Consider the following 20,731-nt stretch of genomic DNA (forward strand, 5'->3'; position numbering starts at 1 on the left):
TAAGGCGACAGCCAGGTGTTATTTTGCGACCCTGGCATCAGGGACCGAGGGACAGGTGATGGCGCAAACGCTGTTCAAGCTTTTCTTCACCCAGCGGCTGGCGGCCCTCGCCAGTACCGAGTCGTTGCGGGCCATACGCGAGGGGCTGTTGTGGATCCTGCCGTGCCTGCTGGTATCGGCAGGTTTCCTGATCCTGTCCGAATGCGCCCGAGTGCTGGGTTTCGACCCTCAGGTGGTGGCCTTCCTGGCGGGGTTGCACAACCAGATCAGCTCGGTGATCCCGCTGCTGGTGGCAGCCTCCATCGGTTACATGCTCGCTATCCAGCACCGCCTGCCGCAACTCCCGGTAGCGTTCCTGTGCCTGGCCCATGTAGTGATCGCCACGTTTGTGCTGCGGGATTTTCCCCGAGCCTCGGCGACCTTCGTGTTGTTCATCGCCATCGCCTCACCGCTGATCAATGTGCCCGCCATCGCCTGGCTGCATCGGCGTCGCTGGACGCGGTTGATCAACGAAGACCTGGTGGGGCACAACCTCAAGGGCACCCTCAATATGGTGGTGCCGGGGGCGATCACGGCGCTCGGGCTGGTGCTCGTGCTGTCGTTGCTGTTGCAGATTCCGCAGGTGGCACAGCTTCAGGGGCCGCAGGTGCTCGATGCACTGGAGACGCCCTATGGCAGCGGCCTGTTTGTGACCCTGATGAATTCGCTGCTGTGGTTTTTCGGGATCCATGGGGTCTACGCCATGCAGCCGTTTTTTGATGTGCTGGACCAGGCGGTCGGGCTCAATAATGCGGCGGTGGCCGCGGGCGAGCCGGTCAAATATCTACTGAATGGCGGCTTGCTGGGCAGTTTCGCGTTTATCGGCGGTTCGGGTGGTGCCCTGTGCCTGCTGCTGGCGATCCTGCTGTTTTCCAAAAGCCGGTCCATGCGATTGGTGGCGATGGCGAGCCTGCCGTTGTCATTGTTCAATGTCAGTGAAGTGCTGTTGTTTGGCTTGCCGATCATTCTTAACCCGCGGCTGTTCATTCCCTTTCTGGTGGTCCCGGCGTTCAACGTGATACTGGCGTTGATGGTGGTGCAGATTGGCTGGGTGTCGCCTGCGGTGGTGAGCGTGCCATTTACCGCGCCGGTGTTGCTCAACGCCTACCTGAGCACCCACGGCGATCTTGCGGCAGTGTTGCTGCAGGTGGTGTTGCTGGGGGTTGGCATGCTGATCTATGCGCCCTATGTGCGCGCGATCAACCGCCAGGCCACGGAGGGCGGCACGGTGTATTTGAAGTCGCTGGACATGACCTTTCGCGGCCTGGAAGAAAAAGGCCGCTTGCTGGAGTTGGACCCGGTGATGGCGTCCCACAAGGCCCAGGCGCGCCAGGTCAGCGAGTTGAGCCATATCCAGCAGATCAGCGACTATGAGTTCTACCTCGAATTCCAGCCGCAGATTTCCACCCGGACCGGGCTATGCACCGGTTGCGAAGCGTTGATGCGGGCCCGGGACGCCGAAGGTACGGTGCATTCACCCTGGGAGTTCCTGCAATGGCTGGCCCATGCCAGGTTGATGCCCGACGTGGATGTGTGGGTGGCATCCCAGGCTGTGCGCCAGTACCAGAAGTGGCAGAAGGTCGGGTTTACCTTGCCGATGACGATCAATATCTCCAGCGCCACGCTGACTACCCCGGCGTATGGTGATCGGCTGGTGGAAATACTGGCCCAGGCCCACGGGCAGGTTTCGGTGGAGATCACTGAGGATGCGCTGGTGGGCGATATCCAGGGCACGCGGCAGATGATCGAGAAGCTCCAGGCGATTGGTGCCAAGGTGTATATCGACGACTTCGGCACCGGATTTTCAGCGCTGAGTTACCTGCACCAGTTCCCCGTGGATTTCATCAAGATCGATCGCAGTTTCGTGGTCGCCCAGCATGATCCAAAGGGCGCCCAGGTGTTGACCGGGATGCTGCGGTTCTGTGAGGCGTTGAACCTCGGGGTGGTGGTGGAGGGCGTGGAAACCGCCGAGCAACTGGCGTTTTTGCAGTCGGGCTCGGAGCTGATCATCCAGGGCTGGTATTTCAGCAAGGCGCTGCCGGGCGATGAACTGGAGCGGTTCGTGCGCGGGCGGTATACCCAGATGCAATCTAACGCTCCAGAACCCCTCTGAAGGTTGCGCTCAACGCCCGCAATGTCTCGCGGGAGCGGCCGTCGCTGATTCGGCTATGCAGCACGATTTCACTGACGGGCAACGCCGGTAATCCGTACTGTTCGCTGACGTCCACGGCGCCCGCCGGCGCCACTCGCCGGGCCAGCGCCGCCACACCCAGGCCGGCGCTGACTGCCGCACCCACCGCCATTACGCCGCCGCCGACAAACACTTCGGTCCAGTCAATCCGCGCCTCATCCAGCGCGCGCACCGCCAGGTGTCGCACGCCGCAGGGCGAGGCCATGGTTGCCATGCGCAGGGGCGTGCCGGGCGTGTGCTGCCAGGTAGGCGCGGCGAACCAGCCAAAGCGCTCCACCACCAATACCTCACCGTCCTGGCGATCGCCTTCGTTGCGCACGATCACCGCGTCCAGTTCGTTGCGGTCGAACGCCGCCACCAGGTCGCGGGAGGAAGCAATCCGCACCTCCAGGATCACCAGCGGGTCATAGGCGGCCAGGCGGCTGAGCCACAGTGGCAGGTCCGGCCCGGCCACGTGGTCGCTGATGCCGATCACCAACCGTCGCGGGGCGCCATTGCCCATGTCACCCAACGCCCGTTCGTGGGCATTGAGCAGCGCGCGGGCGGCGACGATGAACTGCTCGCCTTGGGGCGACAGCCGCACATGCCGCGGTGTGCGCACCAGCAGGCGATAACCGAGGCGTTCTTCCAGGCGCTTGAGCTTGAGGCTGATGGCTGCCTGCGAGGTGTCCAGTGCCTGGGCCGCGCGGGTGAAGCTGGCGAAATCGGCGACCAGGACAAAGGCGTGCACGGTGTCGATATCCAGCGGCTTGAGCGCGTCGGTCATTTCAGTTCCTTATCACACCTATATCCGGTGATATCTTGCTGAAATCATGGGCACTGCGCAAGCTGGGCACTCATCTGAACAGGAGCGCCATGATGTTTGCCAAACAGTATTCACACCGCTTGCCAGCCGATTACGACATGGGTGTCATCCGTGAGCGGGCCGCTCGCCTGGGGCCGTTGTGGGATCATGCAGAGGGTTTGCTGTTCAAGGCGTTTATCGCCCAGGAGCGAGGGCAGGGGCCGGGGGTGGGTAACCTGTATTCGTCGGTTTATCTGTGGTCGGATCCTTTGCAGGCTGCGGATTTCTTGCTCGGCGAGCGCTTCCAGAAGGTCCTCGACAGTTTTGGCCAGCCGCACATTGAGTCCTGGTTACCGCTGGATGTGCAGCGAGGTCCGGCGCAAGACGCCTTGAGCCTGTATCGGGAGGAGTGGGCGCTGGCGCCGGGGGCGGACCGCGGGCAAATCCTCGCCGCAGAAAAGGCCCGCAACCAGCAGCTCGCGGACAGCAGCGATAACTTCGCGGTGTTTCTGGCGCTGGATGTGCAGGCGTGGAAGCTGGTGCGAATTACCTTGTCGGGCAAGGCGCTGGATGTGAACCATCCGGGCAATGGCTACGAGGTGTTCTACCTGGCGCGGCCCGGGGTGTGAATGCCGGTAGCCGCCGATGCGTCGGCGGCTACCTGTACCGTCAGGAGTTGAGACGCGCCTGAGGCTGGCTCAGCTTGCGCTCGGCCACGGCGCCGAACACCAGGCCCAGGGTGGTCCACAGCACCAGTTGAATCCCCAGGGAGGCCACGCGGAATTTCCACAGCAACACTGCCGAGAACTGTTCCGGCACTTCGTTGATGGTCGGGAACAAGCTGCCGGCCACCGACACGATCACGATGTACAGCGCCACACCGAGGATCGCGCCTGTCCAAAGGCCACGGCTGGCAATCAGCTTGCGCGCCGCGTTGATCGCAATCACCGCAGCCGCCACCGACACCAGCAGCATCAGGAAGAACAGCTTGGTGCGTTGCGCGATGGTGGCGGGGTCGCCCACCGATGGTGGGTTGGCCGGATACTTCAGCCCCGGCACCACGATGATCGTCACAAACGCCGCCAATGCCAGCAGCGCTGCCAAGCCACGGGGGCCGACCTTGCCGATGCGGCCCAGGGAGTAGGCGAACACCAGGGCGAAAATGCCACCCAGGGAGACGCTGTACACCACCACGCCGGTGAACAGGCCGAAGGTACTTTGTACTTCGCGGCTCACCAGTTCTTCTTCCGGCGCGTCGCCGTGCATCTGTGCCATCTGATCTTCGAAGGCGATGGCCTTGTCGATCTGCGGCTCACCAAAAGTCTTGGCGAAGCCGAAGGCCAGGATGCCGGCGAGCAGGCCCACCAGCATCCCGCGAACGAGTAAATGCCCTGTCATGTCGTCACGCTCCAATCAATGGCAGGGGAAACCCAGCAGGTGGCGACCGTCATGCACAAACTCATGCACGTACATGCCTTTGAACACGGCCGTCGCGCCTTGCTCGGCGCCGACGAAGTAAATCGCGAGCAACAGCAGCAGGCCGCCGAAGATCGCCCAGGGCAGGATTTCGCCCAGGGGAATGGACGGTATTGAAACGTCGGAGCCAGTTGCAGCGGTATAAGCCATGAGAACCTCCAGGGATGACGCGTCCCGAAATGGATAGCGAGTTGGCTGAAACAGGGTCTGGCTTACGGCTAGAAGGCCGAATACAGTGGCGCGACCGCGCCGGCATTGAACCGGCTTCCTGTTGCAGAGTAGTTGAAACATGTTGAAACAACTTTGCAAGTCTACGCTGACTGCACCTTAAAACCAGAGCGATTTGTCATGCAGGCCACCCGTTTGACCCTTGTTGCCCACGCCAGCACCCGTGCCCAGAAACAGGCACGCTTTGCGCTGGATGAGTCGGTGGAGATGGACTGGCAGCAGGCAGCGCGTTCCCAGGGGCAACGCTTCAAGCGTGCACCCCGGGTGTTGTGCGGCCCGGAGGCGCGTACCCGGCAGACGGCAGCGCTGTTTGCCGACGATGCTTTGGTTGAAACAGCCCTGCGCGATTGTGATTTTGGCCGCTGGCAAGGGTTGGCGATCGAGGAGGTTCAGCAGGCCGAACCCGAAGCGCTTCAGGCCTGGTTGACCGACAGCACCTCGGCGCCCCACGGCGGCGAGTCGGTAGTGCAACTGTGTGAGCGGATAGGGCAGTGGTTGCAGTCCCTCGAGCAATCCCCGGGGCATGTCGTGGCGGTGACGCATCCATTTGTGATCCGCGCAGCGCTGCTGCATGTCATGCAATGCCCACCCGCCATGTTCAACCTGATCGACGTGGAACCGCTGTCATCCACCGAGTTGCGCTTCAATGGGCGTTGGCGCCTGCGCCTGGAAACTCACGCCTGACGTCCCGAACATGGCAAAATCCGTTCCCCGCACCGAGACCACCCATGAAGACTTTCCCATGAAACGCATCCTGATCATCGGCATTGGCGCCGGCAACCCTGACTACATCACGATGCAGGCGGTCAAGGCGCTCAACCGCACCGACGTGTTTTTCCTGATGGACAAGGGCCAGAGCAAGGACAAGCTGATCGACCTGCGCCGGGAAATCTGCGAGACCTACATCACCGATCACGCCTACCGCTTTGTCGAGGCCGATTGCCCCGAGCGGGTGCGCGGTGATATCGACTACACCACCGCCGTGAACGACCTGAACCGCGACAAGCAGCAGACCTTCGAACGGATGATCAATGAAGAAATGGCCGACGGCGAAGTGGGCGCATTCCTGGCCTGGGGCGACCCCGCACTGTACGACAGCACCATTCGTATCCTGCAGGCGATCCTCGCCAGCGGCAGCTGCGAATTCGAATTTGAAGTGATCCCCGGGATCACCAGCGTCCAGGCGTTGGCGGCGCAGCACAAAGTGCCGCTGAACCGCATCGGTCGCTCCATCGAAATCACCACCGGGCGCCGGTTGGCGGCGGGGCAGGCGAGTGATGCCGACACCCTGGTTGTCATGCTCGATGCCGAAGATTCCTACCGCACCGTGGCCGATCAGGACCTGGATATCTACTGGGGCGCCTACCTGGGCACACCGGATGAAATCCTGATCAGCGGCAAAGTGGCCGAGGTTGCCGAAGAGATTGAACGTGTGCGCAAGGCGGCGCGCCAGGCCAATGGCTGGATCATGGATACCTATTTGTTGCGCAAACCCTAGAGGTTGATGCTCATGCTCAAACTGATTGCCCTGACGGTAGCGCTGTTTACCGGCGCCGCACAGGCCGAAGACGTATTGCACACCGACCTGCCGCTGCCTTACCTGGAACAGACTCAAAGTGATGCCCGCAACGAGCCGCTGGTGATCTTCCTGCACGGTTATGGCAGTGACGAGGCCGACCTGTTCGGGCTCAAGGACCGCTTGCCGTCGACCTGGACCTACCTGTCTGCACGGGCACCGATGCCGGTGGAGGGCGGTGGTTATCGCTGGTTTCGCAAGAAGCCGGGCGATGGCGATTTTGATGGCGAGACCGCCGACCTGCAGAGCAGCGCCAAGCTGATCGAAGCCTTCGTCGCCCAGGCCACCACCAAGTACCACACCCAACCTGAGCGGGTGTTTCTGGTGGGTTTCAGCCAGGGTGCGATCATGTCGTACGAAGTCGGGTTAAGACATCCCGAAACCCTGCGCGGGATTTCGGCGTTGAGCGGCAGCCTGCTGCCGGTACTCAAGGCCGAACTCAAGCCGGATGCGCGACTGGGCAAGCTGGCGATTTTCATCGGTCACGGGACGCTGGACCAGGCGCTGCCGTACTACTCGGCAACGCGGGCCAACGAGGTATTGCAGGGGATTGGCCTCACCCCGGAATTCCACGGCTACCCGGGGATGATTCATACCGTCGGTGAGGCGGAGTTGCTGGACTTGAAGCAGTGGCTGGAAAAGAGCCTGCACTGAGTCCGGCGATGTGGACGCGGTCAAAATGTGGGAGCGGGCTTGCTCGCGAAAGCGGTGGGTCAGTTAATACATGTGTTGACTGAAACACCGCTTTCGCGAGCAAGCCCGCTCCCACATTGGATTTTCATTGCCAGATTAAAACCGGTTATTTACCGCCGATAATCTGCTTCACCAACAGTGCATGACCGGCTTCATCATCCGCCCGGGAAATGGCCTGCACCACCAATTGGTGGCTGCCGGAGCCCGTCAGGAAGGTGGAACTCAGTGTCTTGCCACCGCCCATGGTCGCGGTGCTGTCGACCTGGCGCAGGGCCAGGCCTTTCACGGTGAGTTTCTTCTCGGCGCCTTTCTTGAAGTCCGGCAGGGCGGCGCTTTGTTCCTTGACGAAATCCGCCACGGCACCGTCGAGGAACTGCGGGTCGTTGTCCTTGATCAGGCCGGCGACACTCGGTTTTTCGACGACGAAGATCACGCTTTTGGTGGCCTGGTCACTGTACATCGTGCCGCTGGCGCCTGCGGTGCCGTGCTCGGCATCACCGGCCGGCAGTGGGTCGGCCAGGTAGGACTTGGGCAGGTTGAAGCTGAACTTGCCATCCAGGGTGGAGATGGTCTGGGTGGCGGTCTTCTGCGCCGCTGGCTTGCTGGCGGCGAGGACTTGGCTGGCGCCGAACCCGGCGGCCAGCGCGAGGGCCAAGAGGGCTGCGGTCTTGCTGAGGGTGGCCATGAAGCTCTCCAGGGATGAACGAAATTGCGCCGTATTCTGTCAGAAAATTCGCAAGATCGTTCATCTCCATCCCTATACCTTGTCGGACTCTTCCTCGATCCGGTCCATCTCAAACAGCCGTGCCAGTTCCGTCCGGGCTTCCTGGGCAGACTGCATCACCTTGGCCGCGTCGTCATACACGGCGTGTTGGGCCGCCAGCAATTGCAGGTCATGGTTTTTGAAGCGGCTGATGCGCGCGTCGGCCTGGGCCTGGGTCAAGCCAAGGCCCACCAGGGTGCGGCGGCTCATTTCCAGGCTGGAGTAAAACGTCTCGCGCACCGGTGACGCGTCGAGGTCCACCAGGCGGTGCACATGCTGGCGGTTACGGGCGCGGGCGATGATCTTCATGTGCGGGTAGAGGCTGCGCACCAGCTCGGCGGTCTTGATGTTGATCTCGGGGTCGTCCATGGCGATCACGAAAAACTCGGCCTGGTCGACTTTCGCTGCGTGAAGGATTTCCGGGCGCTGCGGGTCGCCGTAGAACACCGGCATGCCGCCGAAACTGCGGGTCAGTTCGATGGTTTCCACCGAGGTGTCGAGGGCAATGAACGAGATGTTCTGTGCCCGCAGGATCCGCGCCACGATCTGCCCCATGCGGCCCATCCCGGCGATCACCACCCGTGGCGCATCGCTTTCGATGGCACGGTATTCCTCGGGCACTTCCACCGGCTTGGCCTTGGGCTTGAACAGCTTCGGGCAGAGCAACAGCAGCAATGGCGTCACGGCCATGGACAGGGTGATGGTCAACACCAGGATGTCGTAGAGGTGCGGCTCGAACAGGCCTTGGTCGCGGCCGATCTTGAACACCACGAATGCGAACTCACCACCGGCTGCCAGCACCACGCCCAGGCGCAGCGCGCTTTCAGGGTTCAGGCCGCCTGCCAGGCGACCCACGCAAAACAGCAGCGGCAACTTGATGGCGATCAGCAGCAGGGTCAGCCCCAGCACGATCACCGGCGCGCTGAACAGCAGGCTGATATTGGCGCCCATGCCCACGCTGATAAAAAACAGACCCAGCAGCAGGCCCTTGAACGGTTCGATCTGCGATTCCAGCTCATGCCGGTATTCGGAGTCTGCCAGCAGCAACCCGGCGAGGAAGGCGCCGAGGGCCATGGACACGCCCACCAATTCCATCAGCCATGCGGTGCCGATCACCACCAGCAACGCGGTGGCGGTGGAGACCTCCCGCAGGCCGGTCTTGGCGACAATGCGAAACACCGGCCGCAACAGATAGCGCCCGCCGATGATCACCACGGCGATGCTGCCCAGTACTTCCAGGCCGTGTCGCAGGCCCTGGGAGGTGGTGGCGGGATGATCGCTGCCCGCGAGCAGCGGCACCATGGCGATCAACGGGATGGCGGCGATGTCCTGGAACAACAGAATCGCAAAGGCCAGTCGCCCGTGGGGCAGGTTGAGTTCCTTGCGCTCGGCGAGGCTTTGCAGGCCAAACGCGGTGGAGGAGAGCGCCAGGCCAAGGCCCAGCACAATCGCGCTGTTCCATGATTGGCCAAACACGAACAGCGCGACCACGCCGATCACGGTGCCCGTCAGCAACACCTGCGCCAGGCCTACACCGAACACTGCCTTGCGCATCACCCACAGACGCTTCGGTGACAACTCCAGGCCAATGATGAACAGCAGCAATACCACCCCAAGTTCGGAAAACTGGCTGACGCTTTGCGGGTTGCCCACCAAGCCCAGCACCGATGGGCCGATGATCACTCCGGCCAGCAAGTAACCCAGCACGGCACCCAGTTGCAGGCGCTTGGCCAGGGGCACGGTCAGGACGGCAGCGAGCAGGAATACAACGGCCGCTTGTAACAGGTTGCCTTCATGGGGCATTGGGGACTCCGGGATCGTTTTGCTGAATCAACAGGTTTTACTGTAGGAGCGAGCTTGCTTTGCAGGTCCCAAGGCCTTCGCCTCCGGGTTCATTGGATGTCGTCCGGTTCTTTCGCGGCACTCTCCAAACTATTAATACCATTTATTTCAATGAGTTTTATGCACGTGGCGGTCGGGATCATCCGTGGTGCCGGCGCTATGGTCGTGTCTTCAGCCGCGCGAAAGGGTGGTTTTTTATGGGCTGAGCATTGTGCGGGAATAATCTACAAACACTTTTCCGGGACAAACGGAAGCCTGTACAAGCCAGGAACTCCTACAGTTATGCCCTTGAGTTTATATTCCATGGATGGCATATTTGCATGAGTTGGGACGTTGAATACACGGACGAGTTTGGAATCTGGTGGGGCGGTCTGGATGCAAAGGAGCAATCCTCAGTATCGGCCAGTGTGGATTTACTGGGCCTTCTGGGGCCAGGCCTTGGCTTCCCCCACAGCAGTGACATCAAGGGCTCCAGGCATGGCTGCCTGCGAGAGTTGCGGGTGCAACATGCCGGGCGGCCTTACCGCGTCCTGTATGCATTTGATCCGCGCCGGTGTGCCTTGTTGCTGATTGGCGGGGATAAAACCGGTCGAGGCCGGTGGTATGACGAATACGTCCCGCTGGCTGAGAAGTTGTATGACGAACATTTGGAAACACTGCTTAAAGAGGGCCGTCACCATGGCTAAAAAATTCAGTGAGCTGCAGGCTCGCATGACACCGCAAGCCCGGGCCGATGCAGAGCGCATCTTCCAGCAACACCTGAAAGAAATGCCCCTGCATGAACTGCGCAAGGCGCAACAGATGAGCCAGGATACGCTGGCCAAGGCGCTGAATATCAATCAGGCGGCAGTGTCCAAAATGGAACGGCGCACCGACATGTATATCAGCACGCTGCGTAACTACATTCGCGCCATGGGAGGAGAACTGGAGATTGTCGCTACGTTTCCTGATGGCCAGGTAAAGATCGAGAACTTTGCCCACTGAGTCATCCGCTCCGTCAAAGCCCGGCCATGCGCCGGGTTTTCTGTTCGCTGAATGCCTGTCGTCATTGTGCAGCTTAATGGACAATACTCGCTATTCTCGCCCTATCGGACATCAACGTGAACCAGCTCCTCGCCATGCGTGCCTTCGTCCGTGTCGTCGAAACCGGCTCCTTCAGCCGCGCATCCGACCAATTGGCACTGCCGCGTTCCACCGTCAGTAAACTCATCACGGACCTGGAGAAGCACCTTGGCGTCAAGTTGATGCATCGCACCACCCGTGCGCTGGCGGCGACGCCGGAGGGGTTGGAGTACTACAGCCACGCGCTGTGCCTGGTGGCGGAACTCGATGAACTGGACAATGCCCTGCGCGGGCAGAAGCTCAAGCCCGGCGGCCACCTGAAAGTGGATGCGCCGGCGTCCTTTGCCAATTGCCTGCTGATCCCGGCGCTGGTGGATTTTCATCGTGAGTACCCTGAGATCACTATCGCCCTGGGCATCAGCGACCGCGCCGTGAATATCGTGGGGGAGGGTGTGGATTGCGTGCTGCGCGCTGGCAAGCTCGATGACATGGCGATGATCGCCCGCAAGGTTGTCGACCTCGAGTACGTCACTTGTGCGGCCCCCGGCTACCTGGAGCGCATGGGTACGCCCGTGTCTCCCGAGGACCTCGAGAAGAACCACCTCAAGGCGGGGTATTTCTTTGCCGGGTCGGGTAAGCCGGAGCCGTTGATTTTCGAGAAGGGCGCGACTCGGTATGAGGTAGGCAACTGCGCGTTTTCCACCAACGAAGGCAACGGCCTCAAGGAAATGCTGCTCGCCGGCCTGGGCGTCGGGCAGCATTTCAAGACCATCGTTGACTACTACGTAGAGGCAGGCCATTTAGTCCCGGTACTCGAAGAATGGACCCGGCCCGCCACGCCGTTGCACGTCATCTATCCACCCAATCGCCATCAGAACGCCCGGCTGAAGGTGTTTATCGACTGGGTGATCGAGCGGTTCGGCGTCAGGCAATAATCGCTGTCACGCGGATTTCAATGCGCATTGCCGGCAGCCCCAGGGCTTCTACTCCCAGCTCAGTCCAGATGGGGGCGTGATTGGGCATGTAATGGCGGTACCACTTGACCATCTGCTCGTTCACCTCTGGCGGGAAACCTCCCACGTGGTAGGAATTGACGTGTACCACATGCTCCCAGCCGGCGCCGGCTGCCGCCAGGGTGCGTTCGAGGTTTTGAAAGGCCAGGGCGATCTCGTCGGTGAGGGATTCGGGAATCTGGAACTCGTCATCCCAGCCGCCCTGGCCCGAGGTTTCGACGCGGTTGCCGATTTTTACCGCTTGGGTGTAATGCAGGGTCTCGCGTGCAATGTCGCCGTAACCGGGTGTGATGAAAAACTCGGGCTTGCTCATGGTGTTCCTCGGTTTCAGTGGTTGACCCGACAAAGGTTAATGGACTGAATCTGCGAACAAAATCCGCGTTTCTTGTCATCACTGTGCAGGGATGTGGATAGTCCGAGTATCAGTTTTTCACATTCCCGTAGCCCGCCCTTTGTTACTATCGCCCTCCGTCGTCGCCAGGAGTCACCGTCACATGCAACACCAGTGGGATGAAATGCACCGCACCCGCAAGCCCACGTTTGTGTTGTGTGGCGAGCCCCAGGGGGATGTGCTCAATCTCTATGTGCATGGTTATTCGGCGTTCTTCAACCAGCAACAACTGGGTAGTTTCTCCCGGCAACTGGCAACCATCGAAGGCTCCACCAACCTGATGCTGTTCTGGCCGGCAGGGCATTTCCTGGAAAACCTGTTTGCGCCGTTCAAGGATGTGATTACCTCGATGTTGGGTGGCGGTAGCCTGGGTGCCGCAACCATCGGGGTGGGCAAGGCGATTGCCTATTTCCTCGACCACTACAAAAGCGTCGAGGCGCGGGTGGATGAGGTCGCCAAAAGCCTGCTGCCCGAATTGGCCAACTACCTCCATGGCGAGTCGATCAAGGTGCGGCAGATCAACCTGATCGGCCACTCCCTGGGCGCGCGCATCCTGGTCAAGAGCCTGCTGGCCAGCCCTGAGGTGGCCCGTGAGTTGCCGCTGAACAACCTGCTGCTGATGGGCGGTGCAATTTGTACCTCCAGCCCCTGGGACCTGGTCTCGGCGCCGCTCAGCGGTCGGGTGATCAACTGCCACTCGAGCAAGGATTGGGCGCTGGCGCTCAAGCCGGACACCGAGCGCTGCATCGGTCGTTATGCGATCCCGCTGACACCGGCGCTCAAGGCCAAGGTCGCCAACGTGCACCTGGCCACGTTCGACCACGCCGCGTATTGGCCGCAACTGAAGACGGTGGTGCAGTACACCGACCTGCTGCAGGAACGCCGGGGCATGATCCGCGCCGATCAACGCAGCAGCGAAGTGCGCTTTGCGGAAGAGGATGTCGAGCTGTTCCCGCTGCTGGTGCAGGCGCGGCCGGAGGAGTTGCAGTTTTTCGCCGAGCTGATGGCGCAAAAGCGCAGTGCCTCTATCGACGCCACCGTGCGCGAGCCCTTGAAGCTGGCCATCGAGTTGCAGCGCATGGGCGGCGACACCTTTATGAACCTGGCCCGTGGTCATGGCGTGAGCTATCGCGAAATCGCCCAGGACGTGGCGCAGCGGGTGGGTATCAAGTTTGATCAACCGATCGAGAAAGTGGCCCTTGCTGATCTGGAACTGCAGGTTGCCGAGCGGCTGATCGAGCAATACAAGGACAAGCTCAGCCAGGCTGATCGCCAAGTGTTCGAGGCAGAGTTGAAGGCCGCGGCACAAAAGGAACAGGGTTTTTTCAATCGTTTCGATGTCGGGCGCTCAGCCACCACTGCCCTCAGCGGGACCGCGCTGGCCGGGTTGACCGGGTTTATCCTGCGCCGGGGCGCGGCCACGGCCATTCCGGTGGTGGGGCAGGCGCTCGCGGCGGCGATGCTACTGGTGACCGGCGTGCGGGCGTTTTCCGGCCCCGCGTATTCCATCACCACCCTGGCGGTGCTGGTGATCGGGGTGATTCGCGAGCGCCTGGAGCGTGAAGCACTGAACCAGGAGATGGATCTGGTGGTCCAGGTGGTAGAGGCATTTGATCTGCCCCGGGAGACGGTGATGCGTACCGTTGCGTCTGACTGATAAGCTGCGTTCACGTCTTGTGTGAAAGCCTGGTACCCCGCGTGAAATTCAGCCTGCCCAAAATCGCTACCGCCCCGTTCTGCCCGCCGGAAGTCGCCGGCTCCATCGTCGTTGATCCCCGTGCCTCGTTTTTCAAACGTGCGCTGATGTTTGCCGGCCCTGGCTTGCTGATCTCCATCGGCTATATGGACCCGGGCAACTGGGCCACCGCCATCGAGGCCGGTTCGCGCTACGGCTACAACCTGTTGTTCGTGGTGCTGCTGGCGAGCCTGGCGGGGATGGCGGTGCAGTGCCTGTGCTCACGGCTGGGCATCGCCACCGGCAAGGACCTGGCGCAACTGAGCCGCGAGCGCTACAGCCGGCGCTCGTCGTTCGTGCAGTGGATCCTTGCGGAAATCTCGATCATCGCCACCGACCTCGCCGAAGTCCTCGGCTGCGCCCTGGCGTTTCACCTGTTGCTGGGCGTGTCACTGACCACCGGGATTGTCATCACTGCCTTCGATACCTTGCTGATCCTGGCCCTGCAAAATCGAGGCTTCCGCCGGCTGGAAGCGATCATGCTGGCACTGGTGGCGACCATCGGCGTGTGTTTCTTCATCGAGCTGGTGCTGATCAAGCCTTACTGGCCCGACGTGTTTCGTGGTTTCACCCCGTCGTTGTCCGCCATCAGTGATGCCGCACCGTTGTACCTGGCCATTGGCATACTGGGGGCCACGGTGATGCCCCATAACCTCTACCTGCACAGCTCCATTGTGCAAACCCGACTGTTCGGCAAGGACCTGGCCAGCCGCCAGGACGCGGTGAAACTGGCGCGTATCGATACCATCGGTTCCCTGTCCCTGGCACTGCTGGTCAACGCGGCAATCCTGATACTGGCCGCCGCCGCGTTCCACCAGACCGGCCACACTGATGTGGTGGAAATCCAGGACGCCTATCACTTGCTCGACCCGCTGGTGGGTGGCGTGTTCGCCAGCGTGCTGTTCGGTGTTGCGCTGTTGGCTTCGGGCCAGAGCTCCACGTTCACCGGCACCATTGCCGGGCAAGTGATCATGGAAGGCTACCTCAACCTGCGCATTCCCTGCTGGCAGCGACGCCTGATCACCCGTGGCCTGGCGCTGATCCCGGCGTTCCTCGGGGTGTGGCTGATGGGGGATGATGCCATCGGCAAGCTGCTGATCCTCAGCCAGGTGGTGTTGAGCCTGCAGTTGCCGTTTGCGTTGTTTCCGCTGATCCGCATGACGGGTGACAAGCGCCTGATGGGGCCGTTCGTCAACAGCTTGCCTACGCGGCTGCTGGCCTGGAGCTTGTTTGTGGTGATCAGCGGGGCGAATGCCTGGCTGATCGGGCAGTGGTTGTTTTGAGCGAAGTGAATTAAGTCAAAACGGCCAATGATGTGTATTTCGCCACCATCGGGTCGGCTGTCACTAACTTCATCGGCTCAATGATAGCCGTTGCAATGATGAGCCGATCAAACGGGTCCCTGTGATGGTGTTCAAGGTCCTTGACCGCGATGGCGTGCTCCGAGGTGATGGGCAGTTCCACGTAGCCGCTTTCCAGGCAGTATTCGCGAATTTCGTCCAGGTTTACGTTGAGCTTCCCGAGCCCGACCTTTATCGCCAGCTCCCAGAATGTGGCGGCACTGACGTAAATTTCAGCCGCGTTCTCGATCAGCTTTCTGGCCTTCGCTGGCAGTTTTGGATCATCGCTCAGGGCCCAAAGCAGGATGTGGGTATCCAGCAGTATTCTCATGGGTGGTTTCCCTCAAACGCATCCAGCATGTCGTCTGGCAATGGCGCATCGAAGTCATCCGGCACCACCAGTTTGCCCTTCATCGCGCCAATTCGCCGGCCTGTCGGTTTCCCGACAGGAACAAGGCGAGCCATCGCCCGCCCATGCTTGGCTATGGTGATGATTTGGCCGGCGGCGGCATCATCGACCAGTTTTGATAAATTATTTTTTGCTTCACCCAACGGTACGGTAATCATTTGGTCTTCTCGAGGTTTTGGCCAAATATAGCCAAAATTTCGTAAGCAGGCAAAGATCAACCGACTGCTGGCGGAGGGTGATTTTTGCGGGGACGATTGCAGGTTTCCGAACGGGTAATGACTGGCATCCATGACGTCTCTCCTGAAGGAATTCCTCGAAGTCTGCCCGAGTGCAAGCGGTTTTTGACCCGTGTTGTGGAAAATCAGATCGGACTTACTTGAAGGGGGATTTTTCCCGACAGTGCGGGCCGAATAGTTTCCCACAGTTGCTCAACGGTCCCAGTAAGGCACTGCCCCAAAACACTCGACGAAGTAATCAATCACGGTCCGCACCTTCAACGACAGCCGCCGGCTACCCGGCCACAGCGCAGCAATCTGTTGCGGCTCCAGGGTCGTCGCCACTTCATAGTCGCTGAGCACCGCCTGCAGCGTGCCGGCGCGCAGGCCTTCACCGATCAACCATGACGGGAACACCACCAGCCCCAGGCCTTGTTCGGCAGCGTGGGTCAGGGTGTCGGCGTGGTTGCCGGTGATCGGGCCCTTGACGCTGTAGGACGTCCAGTCGCCCTGGTCCCGGCGGAAGAACCAGCGCTGCTGGCCGGTGACGCCCTTGTAGGCCAGGCACTGGTGGTTCACCAGTTCGTCCGGATGCCGGGGCGTACCGAAACGCTCCAGATAGCCGGGGCTGGCAGCGAGACGAAAGCGCTGGGGGGCGAAGATTCGCGCCTGCATGCCGGAATCGTTCAGCACACCGATGCGAAACAGCAGGTCTGTGCCGTCTTGCAACGGGTCGACGTAGGTGTCGGTTTGCTGGATATCCAGTTGCAGCTTCGGGTAACGCCGACACAGCTCCCCAAGCCACGGCGAGAGGTGGCGTTGGCCAAACACCATCGGCGCATTGATGCGCACCAGGCCGCTGGGTTCGCTTTCCTGTTCCTGCAACGCCTGGCCGGCGGCTTCCAGTTGCTCCAGCATCAATCGCGCATGCCGGCCCAGCAGGCGACCGGCTTCGGTAGGGCTGACCGCACGGGTATGGCGGTACAGCAACTGTTGGCCCAGGGCCTGCTCCATCAACTGGACCTGCCGGGAAATGGAGGAGGGCGCCAGGCCTTCGCGGCGTGCGACTTCGGAAAAGCTGCCGTAGTCCAGTACCGCGACAAACAGGCGAAGCGCCTTGAAGCTCAGTTCGTTCAAACCCTGCATCATCACTCCATGCTGTGCGTATTGCGCAAAGGTGTTATCGGTATGCTCCCATTTATCGCACAGCAGTGCCACCGGATAATACGCGCCATTGTTCCTCTCTCTAACGCGCAGGTGATGTATGCAGGCTTCTTCAGTGGCGGGTGTGGCTCAGGCCAAGCCCAAGACGTTTCTTCGGTTGTTGCTATTGCCGCTGGTGATCTTCGCCGGCATGGGCTTGTCGGTGGAGGCCGGCTTGCTGGGCCCGCTGGGTGTGCAGGTCGGCCACTTGTGGGCGACCTTGAGCATCTTCGGCGTCGGCTCGGCGATCCTGTTCCTGCTGTTGCTGTTCAGCGGCCCGCAAAAGGGCCCGGCGTTGACCGACCTGCCGCGCTGGCAATTGATCGGTGGCTTCCTGGGGCCGATGTACGTGGTGGTGTTAACCCTGGCTACGCCACATATCGGCATCGCGATGACCATGATTGCGATCTTGTCGGGCCAGGTAGGCAAGAGCGTGCTGATCGACCACTTCGGCTGGTTTGGCACTGCCCGCAAGCGGGTCAACGTGGAGCGCTGGATTGCATTGGCGTTGATCGTGGTAGCACTTGTTCTGATTGCGCGAGGTTAAGGTGATGAACCTGATTCTGTTGTTGGTATTGGTAGTGGCCGCCGGTGCGGTATTGAGTGTGCAGGCCGCCATCAATGGCCGCCTCGGGCAGGCGGTGGGCGTATTGCGCAGCAGCCTGCTGACCTTTGTCGTGGGCGCGATCAGTACCGGGTTGCTGATTCTGTTCTTTGAGCCCGCCCACGCGGTCAGCCTGCTGGACGTGCCGAAGTGGCAACTGACCGGGGCGTTGTTCGGGGTGGTGTACATGATGGTGATGGTCGGCGCGGTCCCGATTGTCGGCACGGCAGTGGCGACGGTGGCGGTGATTGTCGGGCAGCTGGGCATGGGCATGCTGATCGATAACTTCGGCTGGCTCGGCAACCCGGCGATCGAACTGTCCGGCAGCCGCATCGTGGCGATGCTGTGCCTTGCGCTGGCCCTGGTGTTCATGTACCGCAGCAACGCTCGTCGGGCTGACTGACGGGCCTTTGAACCTTGAATCGTTGCCTATAGTCATTGCTTGAGGTGTCGGCGTTCGCCGCACCTGGACGACCACGAAAAAGGAGTCTGACCATGCAAGAGAAAACATGTGCCTGCCCCCACTGCAACTGCCAGTTGGGGAAAAACGCGGTGATGAAGGATGGCAAGGGCTATTGCTGCCAAGGCTGCGCCGAGCATCATGCCCATGGCGAGCCTTGTGCTTCGGCGACCGGGTGCGAGTGTGCCAAGTCGGCGCACGGCTAACGCTGGCTGCCTCCTGTAGGAGCGAGCTTGCTCGCGAAACACCCGAGAGCGACGCGGAGCACCAGGTGCCCCGCGTCATCGTTAACGACCTTCGCGAGCAAGCTCGCTCCTACTGTTTCACGCGCTGGGGCGCGCATCCGAGCGGCGCCATTGCACGTTTTCGATGCCGAATTTCTCGGCCTGGGGCTGGCTCGTCTTCTTCACCTGCTCACGGGCAAAGCGCCCGATGCGGCCTACGCCGGCGTCGCAGCTCGCCCAATGCCAGGCTTCGGCGTTGTCGAGTTTTTCCAGGCGGATGATGAATGACTTGGGCTGGCCATGCAGCGTGTAGTCGATCACGAAAAGTTTTGCGTTAGTCATGGATCCGTAAACCCTCCTTGTGTCTTTAAGTGACCCTGCGCAGGTGGTAAAAATTCACTCGGATCATCCGGTTCACGTCTTATCATGGCGCTCCATACTTGAACGATGTGTCTTCCATGGCCCTTGCCGCGCCTCCCGACCTCAGTGATCACGCCGTCCCCGTGCAACCCTTGGCGCGCACCTATCCGCGCGGATTGTATGTCGAGCCCCATCAACACGATTGGGGCCAGTTGCTGTATGCCATGAGCGGCGTGATGTGGGTCGAGACACCCCAGGAAGCGCTGGTAGTACCGCCCCAGCGCGCGGTGTGGCTGCCGCCGGGTGTCGAGCATGGGATTCGCGTGGTGTCGGACTTGCAGATGCGCAACATTTACCTGCGCCCGGCGCTGGCAGCGACCCTGGACAGCCAGGTGCAAGTGATCGAGGTCGGCGGGCTGCTGCGCGAACTGATCGTGGCGCTGGTGGAGCAGGGCGACAAGGGGGACCAGGCCTATTACGAAGCCGTGGTCGGCCTGGCCCTGCTGGAACTGCAACGGGCCCGGCGCTCGCCGATCCGTATCGCCTTGCCCGTGGGCGCCGACCGACGCCTGACCAGCGCCTGCCAGGCGGTGATGGCGTCACCGTCCCTGGACATTCCCTTTGAGCAGCACGCCGAAGCCGCCGGCGCCAGCGTACGCACCCTGGCCCGGCTGTTCCAGAACAGCCTGGGCATGGGCTTTGCCGAGTGGCGCCGCCAGGTGCAGTTGGCCACCGCCGTGGCCGAGTTGATCCAGGGCCAGTCGGTCAGCGCGATCGCCCGTTCCCTGGGTTATTCGCCGAGCAGTTTCAGCGACATGTTTCGTCGTGAACTGGGGATGGCGCCGTCGCAGTATCCCGTCTGAGGCTTGGCCGAAATCCTGAAGCACTTGGCCGATGCTTCGGTTTCAGCCCCCCTACACTGACCGCATCAACCCTTGCTGCGGAGTGTTCCATGAATTACCTGATTTCCTTGGCCATCGGCCTGTTGGTCGGCGTGATTTACGGTGCCCTGGACTTTCGCTCGCCTGCGCCTCCTGCCATTGCCCTGGTGGGGCTGATGGGCATGTTGATGGGCGAGAAACTCTGGCCCATGGGCCGGCAGTTGGTCAGCACCTGGTTGTCCTGAACCCTTTGAACTTCGATGGATATTGGCCATGAAAGCACTGCAATTTTCCGCCACCGGCGATCTCGCCGCCCTTGCTTACGTTGATGTCGCCACGCCGGTGCCGGCGGCCGGTGAAGTCCTGGTGCAGATCAAGGCTGCCGGGCTGAACCCCAGCGACGTGAAGAACGTGCTCGGGCGTTTCCCCTACACCACCTTGCCACGCATTCCCGGGCGGGACTTTGCCGGGGTGGTGGTGGAAGGTCCGCAGGAACTCGTTGGTCAGGAAGTCTGGGGCACCGGTCGCGACCTGGGTTTTTTCGCCGACGGTTCCCACGCCCAGTACCTCACCGTGTCGGCCAAGGGCGTGGCACACAAGCCCAGCCATCTGAGCTTTGCCCAGGCCGCCAGTCTCGGCGTACCGTACACCACGGCGTGGGATGCCCTTGAGCGCAGCGGTGTCGGCAAAGGCACTCGCTTATTGGTGATTGGTGCCAATGGGGCTGTAGGCAGCGCGGCGTTGGCCCTGGCGAAGATTCGTGGGGCCCAGGTGCTCGGGGCCGTGCGTCGGCCGGAACAGGTCGAGGCCTTGCGCGAGCAGGGTTTCGAGGGCTTGTTACTGGGCCAGCCGGAAGCGCTGGGAGGGCAGGTTAATGCGCTGTTCGGTACGGGCGCCGATGTGATCTTTGACACCACCGGCTTCTGGTTGCCGGCAGCGGTGGCGGCGCTGGCGCCTTTTGGCCGTATCGCGATCATCGCCGCGCCGGTGGACGGGCACGTGCAACTGCCGGCCCTGGCGTTGTATCGCAAGGGTGGTTCGGTGGTGGGGATCAATTCGCTGCTCTACAACTGCGAGCAATGCGCCGTGATGCTGGAGCAGTTCGGGCGGTTCTTCGATGAGGACTTGTTGCCGCTGCCGACCGGTTTGCGGGAAGTGTCGCTGGCCGACGGTGTGAAGTGCTTTGAGCAAGTGAACCAGGGCAGTGCCGACAAGATTATCTTCCTGCCCTGACCCGCTTAT

At 61.3% G+C, this 20,731-nt stretch carries 26 protein-coding genes and 1 riboswitch; of the genes, 16 read left to right on the forward strand and 10 right to left on the reverse strand.

All coding sequences use genetic code 11. From position 1 onward, the window contains the following. The first annotated feature begins 58 nt into the window (after positions 1-58). Complete coding sequence (locus tag HX814_RS01085; RefSeq protein ID WP_102604784.1) at positions 59-2,152, forward strand: EAL domain-containing protein; 2,094 nt, start codon at positions 59-61, stop codon at positions 2,150-2,152. On the opposite strand, the gene HX814_RS01090 is transcribed toward HX814_RS01085, so the two are convergent. Next, positions 2,130-2,996, reverse strand: a complete 867-nt coding sequence (locus tag HX814_RS01090; RefSeq protein ID WP_087694167.1) for a LysR family transcriptional regulator — start codon at positions 2,994-2,996, stop codon at positions 2,130-2,132. The two genes, HX814_RS01085 and HX814_RS01090, sit on opposite strands and share 23 nt — an antisense overlap. Before the next feature lie 92 nt (positions 2,997-3,088). Here HX814_RS01090 and HX814_RS01095 point away from each other — a divergent pair, with 92 nt between their 5' ends. Then, positions 3,089-3,643: a DUF4865 family protein gene (locus tag HX814_RS01095; RefSeq protein ID WP_177008281.1), complete on the forward strand. Its 555-nt coding sequence runs from the start codon at positions 3,089-3,091 to the stop codon at positions 3,641-3,643. Positions 3,644-3,683: 40 nt separating this feature from the next. On the opposite strand, the gene HX814_RS01100 is transcribed toward HX814_RS01095, so the two are convergent. Beyond that, positions 3,684-4,412 carry a CbtA family protein gene (locus HX814_RS01100; RefSeq protein ID WP_087694165.1) on the reverse strand — a complete coding sequence of 243 codons (729 nt, stop codon included), beginning with the start codon at positions 4,410-4,412 and terminating at the stop codon, positions 3,684-3,686. Between the two features lie 15 nt (positions 4,413-4,427). Further along, positions 4,428-4,640: a CbtB domain-containing protein gene (locus tag HX814_RS01105; protein WP_003208073.1), complete on the reverse strand. Its 213-nt coding sequence runs from the start codon at positions 4,638-4,640 to the stop codon at positions 4,428-4,430. Positions 4,641-4,671: 31 nt separating this feature from the next. After that, positions 4,672-4,802: riboswitch (cobalamin riboswitch) on the reverse strand. Between the two features lie 36 nt (positions 4,803-4,838). Between HX814_RS01105 and HX814_RS01110 the strand changes: the two genes are divergently transcribed. Genes HX814_RS01110 through HX814_RS01120 form a run of 3 tightly spaced genes read left to right on the forward strand, consistent with a single transcriptional unit; the run spans position 4,839 to position 6,948 of the window. Then, positions 4,839-5,402: a histidine phosphatase family protein gene (locus tag HX814_RS01110; RefSeq protein ID WP_177008245.1), complete on the forward strand. Its 564-nt coding sequence runs from the start codon at positions 4,839-4,841 to the stop codon at positions 5,400-5,402. Positions 5,403-5,460: 58 nt separating this feature from the next. Beyond that, positions 5,461-6,216: a precorrin-6A synthase (deacetylating) gene (gene cobF, locus HX814_RS01115; protein WP_177008280.1), complete on the forward strand. Its 756-nt coding sequence runs from the start codon at positions 5,461-5,463 to the stop codon at positions 6,214-6,216. 12 nt (positions 6,217-6,228) lie between these two features. Beyond that, on the forward strand, positions 6,229-6,948 hold the full coding sequence (locus tag HX814_RS01120; protein WP_177008244.1) for an alpha/beta hydrolase: 720 nt from the start codon (positions 6,229-6,231) through the stop codon (positions 6,946-6,948). A 145-nt stretch (positions 6,949-7,093) separates the two neighbouring features. On the opposite strand, the gene HX814_RS01125 is transcribed toward HX814_RS01120, so the two are convergent. Beyond that, entirely contained in the window at positions 7,094-7,672 is a 579-nt protein-coding gene (locus HX814_RS01125) for a hypothetical protein (RefSeq protein WP_003208079.1), read from the reverse strand. Between the two features lie 72 nt (positions 7,673-7,744). Next, positions 7,745-9,553 (reverse strand): monovalent cation:proton antiporter-2 (CPA2) family protein, encoded by a 1,809-nt coding sequence (locus tag HX814_RS01130; RefSeq protein ID WP_177008243.1) that lies wholly within the window; start codon positions 9,551-9,553, stop codon positions 7,745-7,747. A 359-nt stretch (positions 9,554-9,912) separates the two neighbouring features. On the opposite strand from HX814_RS01130, the gene HX814_RS01135 reads away from it, so the two are divergent. From HX814_RS01135 to HX814_RS01145, 3 genes are all read left to right on the forward strand, one after another. Beyond that, positions 9,913-10,278: a type II toxin-antitoxin system RelE/ParE family toxin gene (locus HX814_RS01135; protein WP_003208083.1), complete on the forward strand. Its 366-nt coding sequence runs from the start codon at positions 9,913-9,915 to the stop codon at positions 10,276-10,278. Beyond that, positions 10,271-10,576 (forward strand): XRE family transcriptional regulator, encoded by a 306-nt coding sequence (locus HX814_RS01140; protein WP_003208085.1) that lies wholly within the window; start codon positions 10,271-10,273, stop codon positions 10,574-10,576. The genes HX814_RS01135 and HX814_RS01140 overlap by 8 nt, the downstream gene beginning before the upstream one ends. A 116-nt stretch (positions 10,577-10,692) precedes the next feature. Further along, positions 10,693-11,589 carry a LysR family transcriptional regulator gene (locus HX814_RS01145; protein WP_371318511.1) on the forward strand — a complete coding sequence of 299 codons (897 nt, stop codon included), beginning with the start codon at positions 10,693-10,695 and terminating at the stop codon, positions 11,587-11,589. Here the strand turns inward: HX814_RS01145 and HX814_RS01150 are convergent. Further along, entirely contained in the window at positions 11,579-11,980 is a 402-nt protein-coding gene (locus tag HX814_RS01150; protein ID WP_003208087.1) for a RidA family protein, read from the reverse strand. The two genes, HX814_RS01145 and HX814_RS01150, sit on opposite strands and share 11 nt — an antisense overlap. 181 nt (positions 11,981-12,161) lie before the next feature. On the opposite strand from HX814_RS01150, the gene HX814_RS01155 reads away from it, so the two are divergent. Both HX814_RS01155 and HX814_RS01160 read left to right on the forward strand, forming a co-directional pair. Continuing rightward, positions 12,162-13,715: a DUF726 domain-containing protein gene (locus HX814_RS01155; protein WP_008437056.1), complete on the forward strand. Its 1,554-nt coding sequence runs from the start codon at positions 12,162-12,164 to the stop codon at positions 13,713-13,715. 41 nt (positions 13,716-13,756) lie between these two features. Beyond that, on the forward strand, positions 13,757-15,076 hold the full coding sequence (locus tag HX814_RS01160; protein ID WP_177008242.1) for an Nramp family divalent metal transporter: 1,320 nt from the start codon (positions 13,757-13,759) through the stop codon (positions 15,074-15,076). A 10-nt stretch (positions 15,077-15,086) separates the two neighbouring features. Here the strand turns inward: HX814_RS01160 and HX814_RS01165 are convergent, their stop codons facing one another. From HX814_RS01165 to HX814_RS01175, 3 genes are all read right to left on the reverse strand, one after another. Continuing rightward, positions 15,087-15,464: a type II toxin-antitoxin system VapC family toxin gene (locus tag HX814_RS01165; RefSeq protein WP_003208092.1), complete on the reverse strand. Its 378-nt coding sequence runs from the start codon at positions 15,462-15,464 to the stop codon at positions 15,087-15,089. Then, the gene (locus tag HX814_RS31380) at positions 15,461-15,832 is read right to left on the reverse strand and encodes a type II toxin-antitoxin system Phd/YefM family antitoxin (RefSeq protein WP_003208094.1); all 372 of its coding nucleotides are present in this window, start codon (positions 15,830-15,832) and stop codon (positions 15,461-15,463) included. The genes HX814_RS01165 and HX814_RS31380 overlap by 4 nt, the downstream gene beginning before the upstream one ends. A 138-nt stretch (positions 15,833-15,970) precedes the next feature. Further along, positions 15,971-16,903 (reverse strand): LysR family transcriptional regulator, encoded by a 933-nt coding sequence (locus tag HX814_RS01175; protein WP_023658922.1) that lies wholly within the window; start codon positions 16,901-16,903, stop codon positions 15,971-15,973. 118 nt (positions 16,904-17,021) lie between these two features. On the opposite strand from HX814_RS01175, the gene HX814_RS01180 reads away from it, so the two are divergent. From HX814_RS01180 to HX814_RS01190, 3 genes are all read left to right on the forward strand, one after another. Beyond that, positions 17,022-17,507, forward strand: a complete 486-nt coding sequence (locus HX814_RS01180; RefSeq protein WP_008437061.1) for a DMT family transporter — start codon at positions 17,022-17,024, stop codon at positions 17,505-17,507. Positions 17,508-17,511: 4 nt separating this feature from the next. Further along, entirely contained in the window at positions 17,512-17,967 is a 456-nt protein-coding gene (locus tag HX814_RS01185; protein WP_003208100.1) for a DMT family transporter, read from the forward strand. Positions 17,968-18,059: 92 nt separating this feature from the next. Next, positions 18,060-18,230, forward strand: a complete 171-nt coding sequence (locus HX814_RS01190; protein ID WP_008437063.1) for a metallothionein — start codon at positions 18,060-18,062, stop codon at positions 18,228-18,230. Positions 18,231-18,347: 117 nt separating this feature from the next. Here HX814_RS01190 and HX814_RS01195 read toward each other — a convergent pair whose 3' ends face one another. Then, positions 18,348-18,590: a DUF6555 family protein gene (locus tag HX814_RS01195; protein WP_003208104.1), complete on the reverse strand. Its 243-nt coding sequence runs from the start codon at positions 18,588-18,590 to the stop codon at positions 18,348-18,350. A 116-nt stretch (positions 18,591-18,706) separates the two neighbouring features. Here HX814_RS01195 and HX814_RS01200 point away from each other — a divergent pair, with 116 nt between their 5' ends. The 3 genes from HX814_RS01200 (at position 18,707) to HX814_RS01210 (ending at position 20,722) form a co-directional block, all read left to right on the forward strand. Further along, complete coding sequence (locus HX814_RS01200; protein ID WP_008437064.1) at positions 18,707-19,471, forward strand: helix-turn-helix domain-containing protein; 765 nt, start codon at positions 18,707-18,709, stop codon at positions 19,469-19,471. Positions 19,472-19,560: 89 nt separating this feature from the next. After that, a complete protein-coding gene (locus HX814_RS01205) occupies positions 19,561-19,734 on the forward strand; it encodes a DUF1427 family protein (RefSeq protein WP_177008241.1) in 174 nt (57 codons plus the stop codon). Between the two features lie 28 nt (positions 19,735-19,762). Continuing rightward, positions 19,763-20,722 carry a zinc-binding alcohol dehydrogenase family protein gene (locus tag HX814_RS01210; protein ID WP_102369314.1) on the forward strand — a complete coding sequence of 320 codons (960 nt, stop codon included), beginning with the start codon at positions 19,763-19,765 and terminating at the stop codon, positions 20,720-20,722. Positions 20,723-20,731 lie beyond the last annotated feature (9 nt).

Source organism: Pseudomonas sp. C8002 (assembly GCF_013385765.1).
In the GTDB taxonomy this organism is placed as follows: Bacteria; Pseudomonadota; Gammaproteobacteria; order Pseudomonadales; family Pseudomonadaceae; genus Aquipseudomonas.